The organism is Kosakonia sp. CFBP8986 (assembly GCF_034044935.1).
Classification (GTDB): Bacteria; Pseudomonadota; Gammaproteobacteria; order Enterobacterales; family Enterobacteriaceae; genus Kosakonia; species Kosakonia cowanii.
Map to the genome: position 1 here is coordinate 91,747 of NZ_JAXCXB010000006.1, position 17,664 is coordinate 109,410.

General features: G+C 55.2%; 5 protein-coding genes. 3 read left to right on the forward strand and 2 right to left on the reverse strand.

Going from position 1 to position 17,664, the window contains the following annotated elements:
• Positions 1-10 precede the first annotated feature (10 nt).
• The 3 genes from SOM48_RS15270 to SOM48_RS15280 all read left to right on the forward strand — a co-directional run bounded on the left by SOM48_RS15270 (position 11) and on the right by SOM48_RS15280 (position 16,386).
• Positions 11-14,998 (forward strand): hemagglutinin repeat-containing protein, encoded by a 14,988-nt coding sequence (locus SOM48_RS15270; RefSeq protein ID WP_320512258.1) that lies wholly within the window; start codon positions 11-13, stop codon positions 14,996-14,998.
• Positions 14,995-15,690 carry a hypothetical protein gene (locus SOM48_RS15275; RefSeq protein WP_320512259.1) on the forward strand — a complete coding sequence of 232 codons (696 nt, stop codon included), beginning with the start codon at positions 14,995-14,997 and terminating at the stop codon, positions 15,688-15,690. The genes SOM48_RS15270 and SOM48_RS15275 overlap by 4 nt, the downstream gene beginning before the upstream one ends.
• 312 nt (positions 15,691-16,002) lie before the next feature.
• Positions 16,003-16,386 carry a hypothetical protein gene (locus SOM48_RS15280; protein ID WP_320512260.1) on the forward strand — a complete coding sequence of 128 codons (384 nt, stop codon included), beginning with the start codon at positions 16,003-16,005 and terminating at the stop codon, positions 16,384-16,386.
• A 320-nt stretch (positions 16,387-16,706) separates the two neighbouring features.
• On the opposite strand, the gene SOM48_RS15285 is transcribed toward SOM48_RS15280, so the two are convergent.
• Positions 16,707-17,249: an RNA 2'-phosphotransferase gene (locus SOM48_RS15285; protein ID WP_320512261.1), complete on the reverse strand. Its 543-nt coding sequence runs from the start codon at positions 17,247-17,249 to the stop codon at positions 16,707-16,709.
• Between the two features lie 65 nt (positions 17,250-17,314).
• A complete protein-coding gene (locus SOM48_RS15290; protein ID WP_320512262.1) occupies positions 17,315-17,650 on the reverse strand; it encodes a hypothetical protein in 336 nt (111 codons plus the stop codon).
• Positions 17,651-17,664: the final 14 nt, after the last annotated feature.

Here is a 17,664-nt window from a genome sequence, read left to right on the forward strand (position 1 = left end):
GAAGAAGGCAATGGATACTGTCAAACCTGTTCGTTTCTCACAACGCGCGCTGAGCTGGCTGATCATCAGCCTGCTGGTCTGGCAGCCCGTTGCGCCTTCCTTTGCCGCGGCCATCACGCCGAATGGCCCGGCCACCATGGACAAGGCCGCCAATGGCGTGCCGGTGGTTAATATCGCCACGCCTAACGGCGCGGGTATTTCCCATAACCAGTTCAAAGATTACAACGTAGGTGCCGAGGGGTTAATCCTCAATAACGCCACCGGTCAGCTTACGCAGACGCAGCTGGGCGGGCTTGTCCAGAACAACCCGAACCTGCGCGCAGGCCAGGAAGCGCGCGGCATTATCAACGAAGTCACCGGCGGCAGCCGTTCCCAGTTGCAGGGTTATACCGAAGTAGCCGGGAAAGCGGCGAATGTGATGGTCGCCAACCCGTATGGCATCACCTGTAATGGCTGCGGCTTTATCAACACGCCGAATGCAACGCTCACAACCGGTAAACCGCAGTTTGACGCGGCGGGCAACCTCTCTGCGCTGGAGGTGAGAAAAGGCACCATTACGGTGGAAGGGAAGGGGCTGGACGCCAGCGCGAGCGATGCGCTGTCGCTGATCTCGCGCGCCACCGAAGTGAACGCCGCGATCCATGCGAAAGCGTTAACGGTAACTGCAGGCGCTAACCGCGTCGATGCCAGCGGAAACGCCACACCAATTGCTGGCGAAGGCGCGGCTCCGGTCGTGGCGGTAGATACCGGCGCGCTCGGCGGTATGTATGCCAACCGTATTCATCTGGTCTCGACCGAAAAAGGCGTCGGGGTGAACCTCGGCAACCTGGCTGCGCGGCAGGGGGATATCCAGCTTGATGCTAACGGGAAAATGGTCATCCGGGAGAGTGTCGCCAGCGGATCGTTAACCGCGAGCGGTGAGAGCGTGACGCTGAACGGAAGCCATCAGACCGGCGGCAATATGGTCATCGCCGGAACGCAGGCGGTGGCGTTGAATGGCACTCAGGTGGCAAAAGAGACGCTGGAGGTTAAAGCAAAAAGCCTCACCCACAGCGGAACCTCAACGGCGAATCGCATCGCGCTGACCGGCCAGCAGACGCTTACCAACAGCGGCTCGCTGGTAGCGAAAGAGCTGGCGCTTGGCGCGTCGCACATAACCAACAGCGGGAAACTTCAGGGCACCCAGGCTCTGAATCTCAACACCACTCAACTCGATAACCTGGCGAGCGGTACGCTTTACTCTGCGCAGGATCTCACGCTCACGCTGCCGCAACTCAACAACCAGGGCACGGTTCAGGGGCGCTCACTTAACCTGACCGGCGATGTGCTGCATAACCGCGGCACGTTGCTGTCGGAAAGCAATACGCAACTGAAGATCGGGCAACTGGATAACCAGGGAACCATCGCAGCAAAACAGCAACTCACTGCCGAAACCAGCTCGCTGAACAATGGCAAGAGTGGGCAGTTGCAAAGCAACGGTAATATCCGACTCGGCGCTGATAATGCAGTGCTGAACGGCACTCAGCAGGCCAACGGGGCGCTGGACGTGACGGCGAACACGCTCCAGCACACAGGAAAATCCAGCGCCAGTGCGCTCAACCTCAATGCCCGCGATACCCTGACCAACAGTGGTTCGCTGATAGCGAATAACCTGACTCTCGGCGCGGCACACATCAGCAACAGCGGGCAGGTTCAGGGCACCGACGCGTTGAACCTCAACACCAGCCTGCTGGATAACCAGGCCAGCGGCACGCTCTATTCAGCAAAAGATCTCAACTTCACCCTGCCACAGCTGAACAATCAGGGCACGGTGCAGGGGCGGTCGCTGCGTATCACCGGCGACGTGCTGAAAAATGAGGGCACGCTGCTTGCCGATACCGGCCTGTGGCTGAAGGCACGGCAACTGGAAAACCAGGGCAGCATCGCGGCGAAAGGCCAGCTCACCGCCAGCGCGACTGAGCTTAATAACCGCGGGCGTCTGGAAAGCAAGGGGCGTGTCGATCTCAGCGCGGATAACGCGACGCTTAGCGGATCGCAAATCGCGCAGGACGCGCTGAGCGTGACGGCGAAAACCCTTAACCACAGCGGGCAGACCAGCGCGGCTGCCGTTGCCCTGACGGCGACAGATGCCATCAACAACAGCGGATCGCTGGTGGCGAACAACCTCGCGCTGCATGCCGCGCAGATTAACAACACCGCGCAGATTCAGGGCACCCAGGCTCTCAATCTGCAGGCGGATCGGCTGGATAACCAGGCGACCGGCACAATCTACACCGCCCGGGATCTGATCCTCAATATTCCGCAGTTGCACAACAGCGGCACCATCCAGGGGCTGTCACTTAATGCCACCAGCGATGTGCTGCAAAACGAGGGCACGCTGCTTGCCGATACCGGCCTCTGGCTGAGAGCCGGGCAGCTCGATAACCGAGGTAACATTGCTGCAAAAGGCCAGTTAACCGCTAACGCTACCCGGCTCAACAACGCGGGACGTCTGGAAAGCAAGAGCCGCATGGATCTCAGCGCAGATGACGCGACGCTGAGCGGGACGCAAATCGCGCAGGATGCGCTGAATGTGACGGCGAAAACGCTCGATCACAGCGGGCAGACAAGCGCGGCGGCTGTCGCTCTGACGGCGACAGATAGCATCAACAACAGCGGAGAGATGAGCGGAGCCGCTGTCGCCCTGACGGCAACAGATAACATCAACAACAGCGGGAAGCTGATCGCGGATAGCCTCGCGCTGCATGCCGCGCAGGTTAGCAATAGCGGGCAGGTTCAAGGCACCCAGGCCCTCAATCTGCAGGCGGATCGGCTGGAGAACCAGTCGACAGGCACGATCTACACCGCTCAGGATCTGATCCTCAACATTCCACAACTGCACAACAGCGGCACGATTCAGGGGATGTCGCTTAATGCCACCAGCGATGTGCTGCAAAACGAGGGCAAGCTGCTTGCCGATACCGGGCTGGTGCTAAAAGCAGGACAACTGGAAAACCGGGGCAACGTGGCGGCAAAAGGCGCCCTGAACGCCAGTGGCGGTCGGTTGAACAACCAGGGAATGATGCAGGGGCTGACACTCGGCATTGCAGGTGATGTGCTGGAAAACAGCGGGACGCTGCAAGGCAAAAACCTCGATATGCGCGGTGAGCAGGTGCGCAACAGCGGCATGCTGGTCGCGGATGACGCACTGCGTATTGATGCCGGTTCCCTGACGACAACCGCTGACTCCACGCTCAACAGCAAAGGTGACCTCCAGCTTTCAGCAAAACGTGACGCCTCGCTGCAAGGGCAACTCAACGCCGACAAATCGCTGGAGGTTGAGGCAGGCACGCTGACCAGCACCGCCCAGCTGCAAAGCGGCGGCAAGATGGCGATTGCCGCCGACAGCGCCACGCTTAACGGCGCGCAGTGGGCGAAAGGGGCGCTGGAGGTGAAGGCCAACACCCTGAACCACGGCGGCAGAACGAGCGCGGGAAGCATTACACTCACCGCGCAGAATGGATTGACCAACAGCGGCACGCTGATTTCGGATAGCCTGGCGCTGAACGCTCGGCAGATCGCCAACCGGGGCCTGCTCCAGGGCACCCAGGCGCTGAACCTGAACTCCGGGCAACTGGATAACGAGGCCGGCGGCTCGATCTATTCGGTGCAGGGCCTGCTGTTAAACATTCCCCATCTCAATAACCTCGGCACCATTCAGGCGCTCTCCCTGAATTTCACCGGCGATACGTTACACAACGAGGGGGAGCTGACCTTTACTTCCGACGCGCTGCTGCGTGCCAAGACGCTGGAAAACCGCGGCGCGATCACCGCCAAAGGGCGCTTAACCACTGAAGGCGCAACGCTTGATAACAGCGGCTCGCTTGAAGGCCAGACGCTGGAGATCGCTGCTGATACGCTGCGCAACAGCGGCTCAACCTTGTCTGCGGGTGATACGCAACTGCGCGCCGGGCTGCTGGATAACCGCGCAACGATGGCGGCAAAAGGCCAGCTAACGGCCGATAGCCAGACGCTTATCAACAGCGGCACTTTACAGGGGCAGACGCTGGATATCGGCGGAGATACCCTACAAAACAGCGGCACGCTGAACGCAGCGGGTGCGGCGCAGATCCGTGGCGGAGAGGTAACTAACAGCGGTGCGGTGGCGGCAAAAGGCCAGCTCACCGCAACTGTCACAGCGCTTAACAACAGCGGTACGGTACAGGGGCAGGCTCTTGATATCACGGGCGATCGGGTGCAAAACAGCGGCACGCTGGCATCCGATGGCGCACTGCGCGTGCAGGCCGGAACCATCGCCAGCGGCGCGGGTTCCACCATTACCGGTATCGGCAATGTGGCGCTACGTGCACAAACGCGGGCCGATCTCGACGGGCAGGTTAACGCTGGCGGTGCGCTTACTGTTCACGCCGGGACGCTGAGCAGCCAGCAACAGGCGCAGTTGCAGAGCGGGGGCGATATGACCCTCGATGCGGACAGCATCACCCTAAACGGGACGCAGGCGGTCAAAGGCGCGCTGGATGTTAAAGCCAATTCGCTTAGCCACGGCGGCAAGTCCAGCGCCGCTGGCATCGATTTAAACGTACAAAATAAACTTGGAAATAGCGGCACGCTGGTTGCCGACACCCTCGCGATGAACGGCGGGGAGATCCGCAACAGCGGCCTGTTGCAGGGCACCCGCGTACTCGATCTTCAGGCCAGCAAGCTGGATAACCTCTCCGGCGGGACAATCTACTCCACGCAGGGCTTCACCCTCGCCATCCCTGAATTAGCCAACAGCGGTCTCATCACCACCGACGGCGATCTGCATATTGGTGGCAACACGCTGGTGAACGACGGCGAGATCAACGGCGTCAGTCTCTCCAGTGATTACCGTAACCTGACCAATGCCGCCAGCGGGCGTCTGCTGGCCGACAAAAATCTCACCTTTAATTCAGCCAATATTGTGAATGATGGGCTGGTCTCGGCAGATACCGGCAGCGTGACGGCGCAAAGTCTGGAGAACCGGGGTGAGCTGACCGCCACCTCGCTGCTGCTGGCGCTCACGCGGCAGGCGATAAACCACGATAACGGGCGCATCATCGGCGAGAGCGGCCTGACGGTCAGCGCACCGACGCTGCTTAACCGCGGCCTGATGGCGGGTAACACCCTGACGCTGAAGCAGGGCGATATTACCAACAGTGGAACGTTGCAGGGCACGAACGGCCTGACAGCAACCGGCACCAGCCTGACCAATGAGCAGGGCGGCGTCGTGCTGAGCAATGGCGCCGTCACCGTGAAAAATGGCCGCCTGGTCAATGCCGGGCAGTTGCAGGGCGATACGCTGGATTTAGCCACCGGCGAGTGGCTCAACAGCGGCACCGCGCTGGGCAAAAATGGCCTGAATGCCGCAGTTAGCGGCAAACTGGAAAACCAGGGGCGCATCATCAGCCAGCAGGCAATGACGCTCCAGGCGGCAGGCAGCGAGAATGACGGCACGCTGATGGCTAAAGTGCTCGCCCTGCACGGCGATGTGCGCAACAGCGGGTTGATTCAGGGCAGTGACACGCTCGCCTGGGATGGAGCCTCGCTGGTGAATGCGGCCAGTGGGCAGATGCTGAGCGGCAACGGCCTTACGCTTAATGGCAGCACGCTGGATAACCAGGGGCAGATGCAGGGCCGCACCGTTACTGCAACCGCCGACAATATGCACAACGGCGGCACCCTGCAGGCGCAGGACGATCTTAACGCCACCCTGAGCGGCAAGCTGGATAACCAGGGGCAGATGCTGAGCCAGGGCGCGGCGGATATCCGCACCGCACAAACCCAGAACGGCGGCAAGCTGGCGGCAAAAGTACTGCGGCTTACCGCGCCTGAACTGACCAACACCGGCCTGTTGCAGGGCAACGACGCCCTGACGCTCAGCACCCTTAACCTGCTGAATGGCAGCAAGGGTCAACTGGTCAGCGGCAACGCGCTGGCGCTGAATCTCGATCGGCTGGAGAACCAGGGGCAGCTCTATGTGAACGGCGGGCTGACCCTGAACGCGCTCACGCTGGTTAACGGGGGCAGCGTGGAGTCTGACGCTCTCGACGCCACACTGCGCGGCACGCTGACCAACAGCGGAACCTTGCTTGCCCATCAGGACGCGGTGCTGCGTGGCGATACACAGACCAACAGCGGTGACATCGCCGCTCAGTCACTGACCCTTGAGGGCAGAGCGCTCAGCAACAGCGGGCTGATGCAGGGAACGCACGGGCTGCAGGCCACGGCGGACACGCTAACCAATAATGCGGGCGGCCGTTTGCTCTCCGGCGATGCCATGACGCTCAATGCCGGCAAGCTGGAAAATGGAGGAACAGTGCAGGGTGGCACCGTCTCGTTAAACGGTTCGAGCCTGAACAACCGCGGTCTGGTTAACGGCCTGCAGGGGCTGACCGGAGTTTACGGCGCAGATCTCATCAACGACGGGCAACTGGTCAGCGGCGGCGCGACCGATTTACGCGCACAAACCCTGACCAACAGCGGACGCATCACCGGCAATACCCTGACGTTAACGGGCCCGGAACTGCACAACAACGGCTTGTGGCAGGGCAGTAATGGCCTGGCGGTGAGCGGTGACACGCTGACCACCGGCGCAGGATCGCGCACCCTGAGCGGCGGTGCGTTGACGCTGGATAGTGGATCGCTCACCACGCTGGGGACGTTGCAGGGCAACCAGGTCAATGTGGCCGCCGATAACTGGACGCTCGGCGGCTCGCTGCTGAGCCAGGGTGATCTGACGGCCAGGGTTGGCAATACGCTGGCCTTGTCCGGCTCGTTAACCAGCCAGGGTGGAATGAATGTACGCGCCCAGACGCTGAATAACGACGGGCAGATGCTGAGCGCCGGTGATATCACGCTGAGCGGGCAGTCGCTGACCAACACCGGTATGCTGCAGGGCAACAGCCTTGCGGCACATGAGAGCCGCATCACCAACACGGGCAAACTGATCGGGCTGAAAGGCCTGCAACTGGATAATCGTCAACCCGCTGTCACCACACTGGCGCGCATGGCGCTGGTGGCACCGGCGCTTGAGCTGAGCAACGGCGCGACGGGATCGTTACTCACTCAGGGCACGCTCGATATTACCGCCGGGACGGTGCGTAACGCCGGGAACTGGCAAGGGAACCGGGTGCTTTTGGCGGCCCAGTCGCTGGAGAATGGCGGCGCGGTGCAGAGCGCCGGGGCGCTGAACCTGACGCTTACGGGCAATCTCAACTCCACGGCGGGCAGTAAAATTACCGCCATGGGCGCGGCGGCGTTGCAGGCGCTTTCGCTCACCAACCAGGGGCAATGGGCGGCAGCCACCCTTACGCTGAAGGGCAACACACTCGATAATAGCGGCGCCATCAGCGGGCGCGACGGCGCGACCGCGACGCTCAACGGCGCATTCACCCAGCAGGCGCGAGGCACATTCGCCAGCAACGGTACGCTTGGCCTTACCGCCACCACCGTGGGCAACCAGGGCAAAATCCAGGGCGGTGATCTTACGCTTACGGCGAATTCGCTGACCAACAATGCAGGTGCCGAACTGGTGAGCGCCAGGGGTTTAACGCTCACCGCACCGTCACTGTTCAACTACGGGCTGATTCAGGGGGCGGGCGAAACGCGCATTGAAAGCACCGCGCAGGCAATAAATGCGGGCAAACTCCTCTCCGGCGCGCGTCTGACCTTAACCACCCCGCAATACAGCGGCGCGGGCTGGTTACAGGCCACCAATCTGATCCTCAATGCCGCCAATAACGCTGGCACCGGGACGCTGCTTGCCGACCAGATGACGCTGACCGGCAATACCTTCACTAACCAGGGCACTACCCAGGCCAACAACCTGGCGCTGAATTACGCCCAGCTCACCAACAACGGCACGCTGCTGGGGAACAGCCAGCTGACGGTCCATGCCTCACAAGTGAATCAGTCTGCCAGCGGCAAGCTCTTCAGCGGCGGCGATCTGTTTGTAGGCGCAACCGGGATGAATGCGCTGGGGCAGGTGGTTGCGCTGGGAAATCTGACGCTGCAACTTGCCGATGCCTTTACCGGTAAAACGGCGCTGGCGGCGGGCAGGAATCTGAACATTAGCAGCAATGGCGCAATTGATAACCAGTCTGTGATGCAGGGCCAGGCGGTCAACCTGAGTGCAGGCGGGCAGTTGACGAACAACGGGCAAATCACCACCGGCAACGGCAGCAGCACCCTAAGCGGCAGCACGATTGTGCTGAATGGTAATGGCTCTCTGCAGGGCGGCGGTGATGTGACGCTGTTAAGCCGCGGCGGGATCGCAGTAAACGGCTTTACCGGCACCCGCGGCAGCCTGACGCTCAGCGCACCGGGAAGCATTGTTAACACTGCGCTGCTCTACGCGGCGAATAACCTGGCGCTCTATGCGAACAGTATCACCAACCAGCGCGGCGATATGCTGGCAGGGAATAACCTGACGATGCAGCGTGATGCGGCGGGGAATGCGAATAGTGAAGTGGTTAACACGTCAGGGAATATTGAGACGCAGAGTGGTGATATCACCATCAGAACCGGGCATCTGCTGAATCAGCGGGATGGGCTTAAAGCCAATACAGTCACAACAAATGTGCAAACAATTCCTGGTATAGGCAACGCAACCTTAAACGTACATTATTCGCTGCTGCCTACAGGTAGTTATGGCTACTATAGAAATGATGAATATCATGAGTCTTCCTCTTGCGGAGGTAAAGATGGCGGATGCTCTTCATGGACAGTAACGACGTTTTACTATCTTCCCTTTAAAGACTCTGTTTCACAAAAATTTGTATTAAGTGAGACACGTACTGATGTCACCAGTAGTGGTGGAAGCGCACGTATAGCATCAGGCAGAAATGCATTTATTTCAGCAAACTCCCTTGATAACAAAGCCAGTGAAATACTGAGTGGGAATAACCTTACGTTACAAGGAGGCCAGCTTAACAATCAGAGTTGGCAAAATGGCACAACCACTGATGTTCTTGTTTATAAATATGACCCAGGCCGGGCGGGAAAATATGCTGAAAAAGAGATTCCGGATGGCGGTTTATCTAACAAAAACACAAGATACTTAAAGTACATTCAGGACATCAAATTTACCTTGCAGGGTCATGAGCTTGAGACCACTCAGGGGCAATTATATCGCGCCGTTATCCAGGCCGGTGGTAATGTAACCGCTAACTTTAGTAGCAATATCAGTAACGAAACTACCACCTCCAACGCGGGTGGTGTGAGTGGTACGATTACCGCTCCTTCACTCAATACCCTGAGCAACCAGGGTATTGGCGGTAGCGTGGCAAAACAGGCGCTTGCCGCAGGCTCTGCGTCCGTTAACTCGCCGCAGTGGCAGGATCAGCTACAAAACGCGCTGCAGCAGATTAACGGCGGCGGTTCGCTGGACAATGGCACAACGGCCGGAACGGCGCTGAGCACCGTCAGCGGTCAGCAGAAAGGCAGTGCCAGCCTCGGTAATGCAGGAAGCCTGGCCAGTGCCAATGTTACCCAGGCCGCGCTGAAAAATATCGCTAACAGCGGCCCCGGTCAGCACCAGGGGAAAACCGTTGATACCAGCGCCTATCCGCTGCCAACGGGTAATAACGGCTATTTCGTGGTGTCGGCTAACCCGAAAAGCCCTTATCTCATTACCCTCAACCCAAAACTGGACGGGCTGGGTGATTTAGATCCGGCGCTGTTCGGCGACCTGAATGCATTGCTGGGGCTGTCGCCTTCGGCCTCCGCGCCAGGCTTTAACGCCGCGAACCTGCCGGCCGGGGTTAACCCTGCGGCGAAGCCCACCGGGCAAAACTCTTCCGGGTTACCTGGCGGCATTACGCCAGTCAGCCAGGTAAATGGTCCTTCGCTACCGCAGGGAATGACGCCGTCGGAGAGCGTGAAGCTTGTCAGTTCGCCAGGTGGTATCGCCGGTGCGGGCGTATCAACGCCTGATTTGGCAGGCAACCCGCTCTTCGTCCAGGCTGGCATGACCACACTGGTTGCGCCGCGCGAGACCAACCCAAAGTATACCGACGAGAAGCTGTTCCTCGGTTCAGCCTACATGCTGGATCGCATCAACCTGAAACCGGATTACGACTACCGTTTCCTCGGTGATGCCGCATTTGATACCCGTTATGTCAGCAATGCCATGCTGAACCAGACCGGTAACCGCTACCTGAACGGTATCGGCTCCGATCTTGAGCAGATGCGCTACCTGATGGATAACGCCGCCAACGCGAAGCAATCCCTGGGGCTGCAGTTTGGTATCGCGCTCACCGCCGATCAGATTGCGGCGCTGGACCACAGCATCCTGTGGTGGGAGCGCGCGACCATCGGCGGCGAAACGGTGATGATCCCGAAACTTTACCTCTCGCCGAAAGATGTCACCGTCAATAACGGCAGTGTTATTGCCGGGAATAACGTCACCATCAATGGCGGCAAGGTCACCAACAGCGGCAGCACGCTGCTGGCGCGCAACGATCTCAGCGTTAACAGCGCCTCGCAGATTATCAACACCAACGATGCATTGCTGAAAGCGGGCGGCAATGTCGATCTCAGCGCCGTTGGCGATATCAGCAACATCAGCTCTGCCATCAGTGGCAAAACGGTAGCGCTTGAGAGCCTCGACGGCAGCATCAACAACATCACTCTGGCCGACCAGTTTGCGCTCAATGCGCAGGGCAAGGGCGGCACGATAAGCCTGAAGGACACCACGCTTGGCAGCATCGCCAGCATTACGGCGCTGGATGGCTTATCGCTCAATGCCGGAAAAGATATCGCGCTCACCGGCTCTACCCTGACGGCAGGCGGCGATCTGCTGATGGACGCGGGCGGCAATATCGCCGTCAACGCCATTGAAATTAACGATGCCCACAGCCAGTCCGGCTTCCGGCGGCAAACACCGACCAGCCGGTCCACGGTGAGCTATCAGGGCAGCGGCATCACAGCGGGCGGATCGCTCTCCATGCAGGCAGGCGAAGATTTAACGCTGACCGCCAGCGATGTTCGCGCAGGAAAAGATGCTTCGCTTGCCGCGGGCAATGACCTCAACCTGAATGCGCAGCAGACCAGCCAGAGCAGCCGTAACGGCAACAGCGAAAGTCACAGCACCGGGCTTGATCGCACCACCGTCAGTGCGGGCGGTAACCTGATCCTCACCGCCGGGCAGGACATTCATTCCCAGGCCGCCGGGCTGGCAGCAGAGCAGCAGGTCGGGATGCAGGCCGGGCGCGATGTCGATCTACAAGCCGCAGAGATGACGCAGGGCGACAGTTATAAAGCCCGCAAAAAAACCGTTATCAACGAGCAGGTACGCCAGCAGGGTACAGAGATTGCCAGCGGCGCTGGCACGACGATTATCGCCGGGCGCGATATGAACGCCGAAGCGGCACAGGTGACAGCGCAGGGCGATATCGGCGTGCAGGCCGGGCGTGACATCAACCTGACGACCGCCACCGAGAGCGATTACCACTACCAGGAGCAAACCAAAACCAAGAAAGGGTTCCTGAAAAAAACCACCACGCACACCATCTCTGAGCAGAGCGCAACGCGCGAGTCCGGCACATTGCTGAGCGGCGATAACATCACCCTCAAATCCGGCAATGACCTGCTGGTGAAAGGCTCGAATGTAGTGGGTGATGGCAATGTGGCGCTGAGTGCCGGTCACGATGTCAATATTGAGGCCGCCACCAACACGGATTCCAACTGGCAGTTCAAAGAGAAGAAAAAGAGCGGCCTGATGGGCTCCGGCGGGATCGGTTTCACCATCGGTACCAGTAAAACCACGCAGGATCTGAAAGAGAAGGGCACCACCCAGAGCCAGAGCATGAGCGCCATTGGCAGCAATGGCGGCAACGTCTCGATTAACGCGGGCGAGCAACTGCACGTGGGCGGCGCAGATCTGGTGGCGAAAAAGGATCTCTCCCTTTCCGGCGACAGTGTGGTTGTCGAACCGGGCCGTGACAAACGCGTCAGTGACCAGACGTTCAAGCAGAAGAGCAGCGGCCTGACGGTGGCGCTCTCCGGCGCGGTCGGCGATGCGGTGAACACGGCGGCGACCACCGCCATGGAAGCCAAAGATCAGAGCGACGGACGACTGGCCGCATTGCAGGCCACCAAAGCGGCGCTTTCCGGCATTCAGGCCGGGCAGGCGAGCCGTCTGGCAGATGCTGTCAGCGGCGGCGATATGACGAAGAACGGTGCGTTCGGCGTGATGGCCTCCATCGGTGGGCAGTCGTCGAAATCCACCTCCCACTCTGAGCAGGAGACCAATACCGGCAGCACCCTTAACGCCGGGAACGATCTCAGCATCACCGCCAGCGGCAAAGGTCAGACGGTGAACAGCGGCGATATTGCCATTGCGGGCAGTCAGCTGAAAGCCGGGAAAGATCTCACTCTCGATGCCGCGCGGGATATCACCCTCACGGGCGCGGCAGATACGCAGAAAACCACTGGCAGCAACTCCAGCAAGGGCGGCTCCCTTGGCGTCGGCATCACCGCCGGAAAAGATGGCGCAGGGTTTACCGTTTCCGCCAGCGGCAACGCCGCGAAGGGCGGCGAGAAAGGTAATGGCACCACCTGGAAGGAGAGCACGTTCGATGCCGGGCAAAATGTCAGCCTGAGCAGCGGACGTGACACCCTGTTGCAGGGCGCGCAGGTTAATGGCGACAAGGTGACGGCGGATGTTGGCCGAGACCTGACGCTGAGCAGCCTGCAGGACAGCGATAACTACAACAGCAAGCAGCAGAGCGTCAGTGGCGGGCTGAATTACACCTTCGGCAGCGGAGCGGGTGGCAGCTTCAGCTACAGCCGCGACAAGATGAAGAGCAACTACGACTCGGTGCAGGAGCAGACGGGGATCTTCGCTGGCAAGGGTGGTTTCGATGTTACGGTCGGCAACCATACGCAGCTGGATGGCGCGGTGCTTGCCAGCCGCGCAGAGGCCGACAAAAACCGGCTCGACACCGGTACGCTTGGCTTCACAGATATCGCCAACAAAGCGGATTACAAAGTCGAACACGTCGGCGGTGGGTTCAGCACCGGGGGAAGCATTGCCGGTAATGTGATCGGCAATATGGCGAGCAACATGCTGACCGGGCTCGGCGGTAGCGGGCATGCCGAAGGCACCACGCAATCGGCGGTGGCTGACGGTACGGTGATTGTACGCAATACCGCCAATCAGCAGCAGGATGTCGGCACGCTGAGCCGCGACACGGAACATGCCAACGGCAGCATTGACCCGATATTTAACAAGGAAAAAGAGCAACGGCGCCTGCAAACCGCACAGCTGATTGGCGAGATTGGCAGCCAGGTCTCGGATGTTGTGCGCACCGACGCGAAGATCACCGCGACGGAAAACGCCAAAGCCAGCATGCAACACGCGGATGAGAAAGACCGCGCGGCAGCCATCAGCCTGCTGCAGAAGGCAGGGAAGCCGGTTACTGATGAGGCCATCAGTGACCAGATGTACCAGACCTTCTATAACCGTGAGTTTGCGAAAACACAACAGGGCACAGGCGGCAGCGTTCAGCGTGCCATTACCGCCACAACTGCCGCAGTGCAGGCGCTGGCCGGAGGCGATCTCAAATCAGCGATTGCGGGTGGCGCCGCACCTTACCTGGCGAATGAGATTGCCAGGTTAATCCCCGAAACAGATTGGCAAGCACGCGTGCTGGCCCACGCCGTGGTAAATGCCGCGCTGGCGGCAGCCAGCAAAAAAGATGCAGCGACCGCAGCGGCAGGGGCCGCCACAGGTGAACTGGCAGGCATAATTGCCGTTGACGCATACCATAAAACCGTTGGTGAACTGAGCGAGGAAGAGAAACAGACCGTTTCCGCGCTGGCAACCCTGGCATCCGGCCTTGCCGGTGGCCTGGTGGGCGACAGTAGTGCAAGTGTGATTGCAGCGGCGCAGGCCGGGAAAACGACGGTTGAGAATAACTTACTATCACCAGAAAAAGAAGATCGCCGATTTAAAGCGCTCGAGGCTCAAAAGGCCGGACAAAACCTGTTGAAGGCTTCAGAGGATATTTTTTATCTCACAAATGAAGACAAGTATAACGATAAGTTAATCGCCGGTTATAAAGCAGGTAAACTGGATGATACCGGTAAATTAGAACTGGCTCGCTATCTTAATGAGTACGGAACTCAATTACAACTTTACAGAGGAATGAGTGAAGCGGAAGCATCTCAGGTTATCGACTCAATATTGAAAAATGATTCAATCGGCCCGGTTTTGACAAAAGAATATAACGAAGCATACCGATACCTTAATTCCGCTGGAGTTCACTTGTCTCAGGCCGTGATAGGAACTGATGCACTGTTAGCCGGACCCGGCAGAATAAGCCAGTTAATGCGTTTATCATTAGCTGCCGGTGGTTCTTACCAGACAGGAAAAGGGATCGCTCAGGTATATGATGGCAAGTTTGCAGAAGGTGGTACAAATATCGCGCTGGGTTCAGTTGCTATATTCGGCGGATCTGCTGGGAATAAAGTTGTTGGTAAGCCAAGTGGCGGAATTGTTTCTCCGAGTAATAACGCTTGGCTAGAAAATACACTCGTTAAATACCCATTTTATGATAAGCCACAGCAAGGGGGGACTTTAAATATAGGTGCAGGTAACAAACCTATAGAAGGTGCTTATAACATTTCCCATCCTGATTATCCTAAAGGTACAGGTGTATATGATGGTGACGCTAATAATTTATCGAATATTGTTACTGGCTCCCAAAAAACGGTCATCATGGAAAATCCTTATGGATTTAAACCATTTAATGATGAGGTTTTAAGAGTGTTGGATAAAAATGGGACCATTATAGTTAAAGGTTCATGGAATAATCCAGTGATAAAAAAAATCGAAAATGAAGCTAAAAAAAATGGGTTTGTCTTAACTGAAAAAAATGTTATTCCAAGTACTGGGTTTTCACAGACTGATGGAAAACCGATAAATAACTCAACAGTTACTGAATATAAATTTAAAAAAGGTGCCAGCAAATGATTAAGTATAAGTTAAATATAACAGACTGCTATCCTCAAGTAATTTGTCTGGATAATAACATTGGTTTGAAATCATATTTTTCAATTCTAGATATAATTAATAAAAAAGAAAACTCATCTATTTTGTTGAACAATATGGTTATAAATATTGATGATGAATCATGGTATGGCGTAATAACTAAAAAAAATAGCAATAGTATTGTGACTAGAGCTTTGAATAGCTTGGATGTTAATGATTTAGATATTTTTACTTTAATGATGCAACGAGCAGAGTTAACGATTTCAGGAATTAAATGTGTGTATATTAAGTTATCGACTGACACCGATAACTATTATCACTCCATAGGGAATGAGTTTTGTGTTGGAGATAAGCACATATGGCTTGCTGGCTACTGCTCTGATTTCGAAAATACAACAATTAATATAATGCTAGTTTTTGATGGGGAAATTCATTTAAATTTCCATGAATCAGATATAGTTATTGAGTCGATTAATTTCAATAGCTATATTGATTTTGATAATGTAAATGACTTTAATAAAGCTAATGATTCTTTTATATCTTTGAAAAAAATAAGAATAGAAGATTTAGGCTTTAATAATATAAAGTCTGAGCTCTTAGAGTTTAATAATAATATTAAATATTTCGATTATAGCGAAACTGGAAATGTTGCGATCAAAAATTATAATGTTTAATAGTTGACAGTAATTATTAAAGCAAATTTAGAATAGCGTTAACTTACAGAGCTAAGATAAAATCATGAAAAAAAGAATGAATTACAAGAAATTTCTCGCAAAACAGTACCGTGTAGGGAAGTTTATTCTCTGAGCTCGTTAGTGTCCCTCAATAACTGACAGTTGATTGGGAGGTTGCACTGGATTATATTGACCCTAATGAGTGATAATTGACAAGCTGATCTGGTTTCGTAAATTATCCTGGCGCAACCACATAGCGTACACTGTGAATAAAAAATTTATTCTACTTCTTACAAATCATCATTAACGCGCATGAAAAAGTTAAAGTGGTTACAAACAACAAAAAACTATTTTTATCAAAATGATGGCAGGGATTTATATGATATTGTTTATTTGGTTTTATCACTAAATAAGATGAGTTATATCGCCTTTTTGAAACGCGCTAGCGAAGGGTATGGATGCTCCCCATCAGAAGGATGCGGTTATTCGCTAGATCAAAATTGGGATGTTCCTGAAGATTTTAACGAAGTCAGCTTTATGTTTGGGGACTATGAAAGTTCAGCAATTTCTCCTCAAAAATTTGTTGAGTTAATATCCTTTCTTTCTCGAAGTTATATCAAGGAGTACCAGGATGATGAAGGGTTAGTAATCATTTATATAACCAAGCTTCAAGAGCGTTATCAGCCATTTTGCTGAAAGCAGCGATTTAGGCATCAGCGGTAATAAACGCTAAATATATCCCTTTAAACCAAAAGCAGATAAATAGCGATAGTATGACTAAATTTCTAGATGAGCTTGAAAAGAATTGTGGCGCTAAGATTGAGCGAAGTGATGCACGTGTTGTTCCCGACACAGAAAAGTTGATGGTTTAGAAATTGTCTATTTCTCTGATAATGGGAAAAGGTATTTTTGTCTGGTTGGTTTTCATCTCTTCGCATTTGCAATTACTCAGGTGAAAATCGGCTCGCCTTGACGCAACCCGTCATAAAGATGATCAGGATGACGATGAGTAGCCGTCACTCCTGAATAAACTCATACGGCACATGCGCCGTTAACCAAACTCCATTATCCGCCTGATAAAATATAAAGCCCCTCTTATACATATCCACGGCTTTTATTTTTAATAACACGGGCTTTCCATAACGTTGCCCGACCTGAATTGCCGTATCTTCATCAGAGGAAAGATGTACATACTGGCGTGATAATGGCAGAAGGCCTTGTTCTCTGATTTGAGCGATAAAGCGGGTTGCAGTGCCGTGATACAAAATATCTGGAGGCGTTTTCTCTGCGTAAGTGATATTGACCTGTTGAGTAGAGTGCCCCTGAGCCGCACGAATGCGTAAGCCATCCTCTGAAATCGTGAAGCGTTTCTTTTCACTGCTTTCAACAACTTCAAAAATAAGATCTTTATCGAGTGTATGGCCTTTATTACCAGCACGCAGAATAAGGTCGTCTATAACGGCCCAGCCCTCTTTATCCAGAGATAGGTCAATTGCTTCTGGTTCATGGCGCAAGACATAACTTAAGAATTTACTGGTGTCGATACTCTTTTTGCTCATAACTTACTCTCAAATAATCTCTGCCGTTAAACCAGAAGGCCACTGCTGCAAAGCTCATAATTTTATTATGACCGCTGTTTGTCACTCATTATGTCGCGGCACTTCTGCTGGTTTTCTTTGAGCTCTGCCTGCTGCTGCGCGCTGAGTGACGTCCAGGTATCAATCATCCGTTCGCCCAGCGCGGAGATGTAGTGATTTTTACGTAACGCGTAATCGGAATTGCCGCCCTCGATAATGTTTTCCATATCTCGGGAAAAATTCTGCGGATCGTCATGATCGATGGTGCAGAACACCGCGCGGTAATAGCTCTCTTCCTCTTCGGAGTAGTGCGGCGTTAGCCAGTAGGCGACAGCGCCAATCAGCGCGAGCAGAGGAATGATAAAGCGTAATTTTTTTAACATTGTTGAGTTCAGCA

Bases quoted from the DNA above. Each gene is read 5' to 3' on its own strand.
- SOM48_RS15270 (WP_320512258.1), top strand. From the start codon at position 11: ATGGATACTGTCAAACCTGTTCGTTTCTCACAACGCGCGCTGAGCTGG.
- SOM48_RS15275 (WP_320512259.1), top strand. From the start codon at position 14,995: ATGATTAAGTATAAGTTAAATATAACAGACTGCTATCCTCAAGTAATT.
- SOM48_RS15280 (WP_320512260.1), top strand. From the start codon at position 16,003: ATGAAAAAGTTAAAGTGGTTACAAACAACAAAAAACTATTTTTATCAA.
- SOM48_RS15285 (WP_320512261.1), bottom strand. From the start codon at position 17,249: ATGAGCAAAAAGAGTATCGACACCAGTAAATTCTTAAGTTATGTCTTG.
- SOM48_RS15290 (WP_320512262.1), bottom strand. From the start codon at position 17,650: ATGTTAAAAAAATTACGCTTTATCATTCCTCTGCTCGCGCTGATTGGC.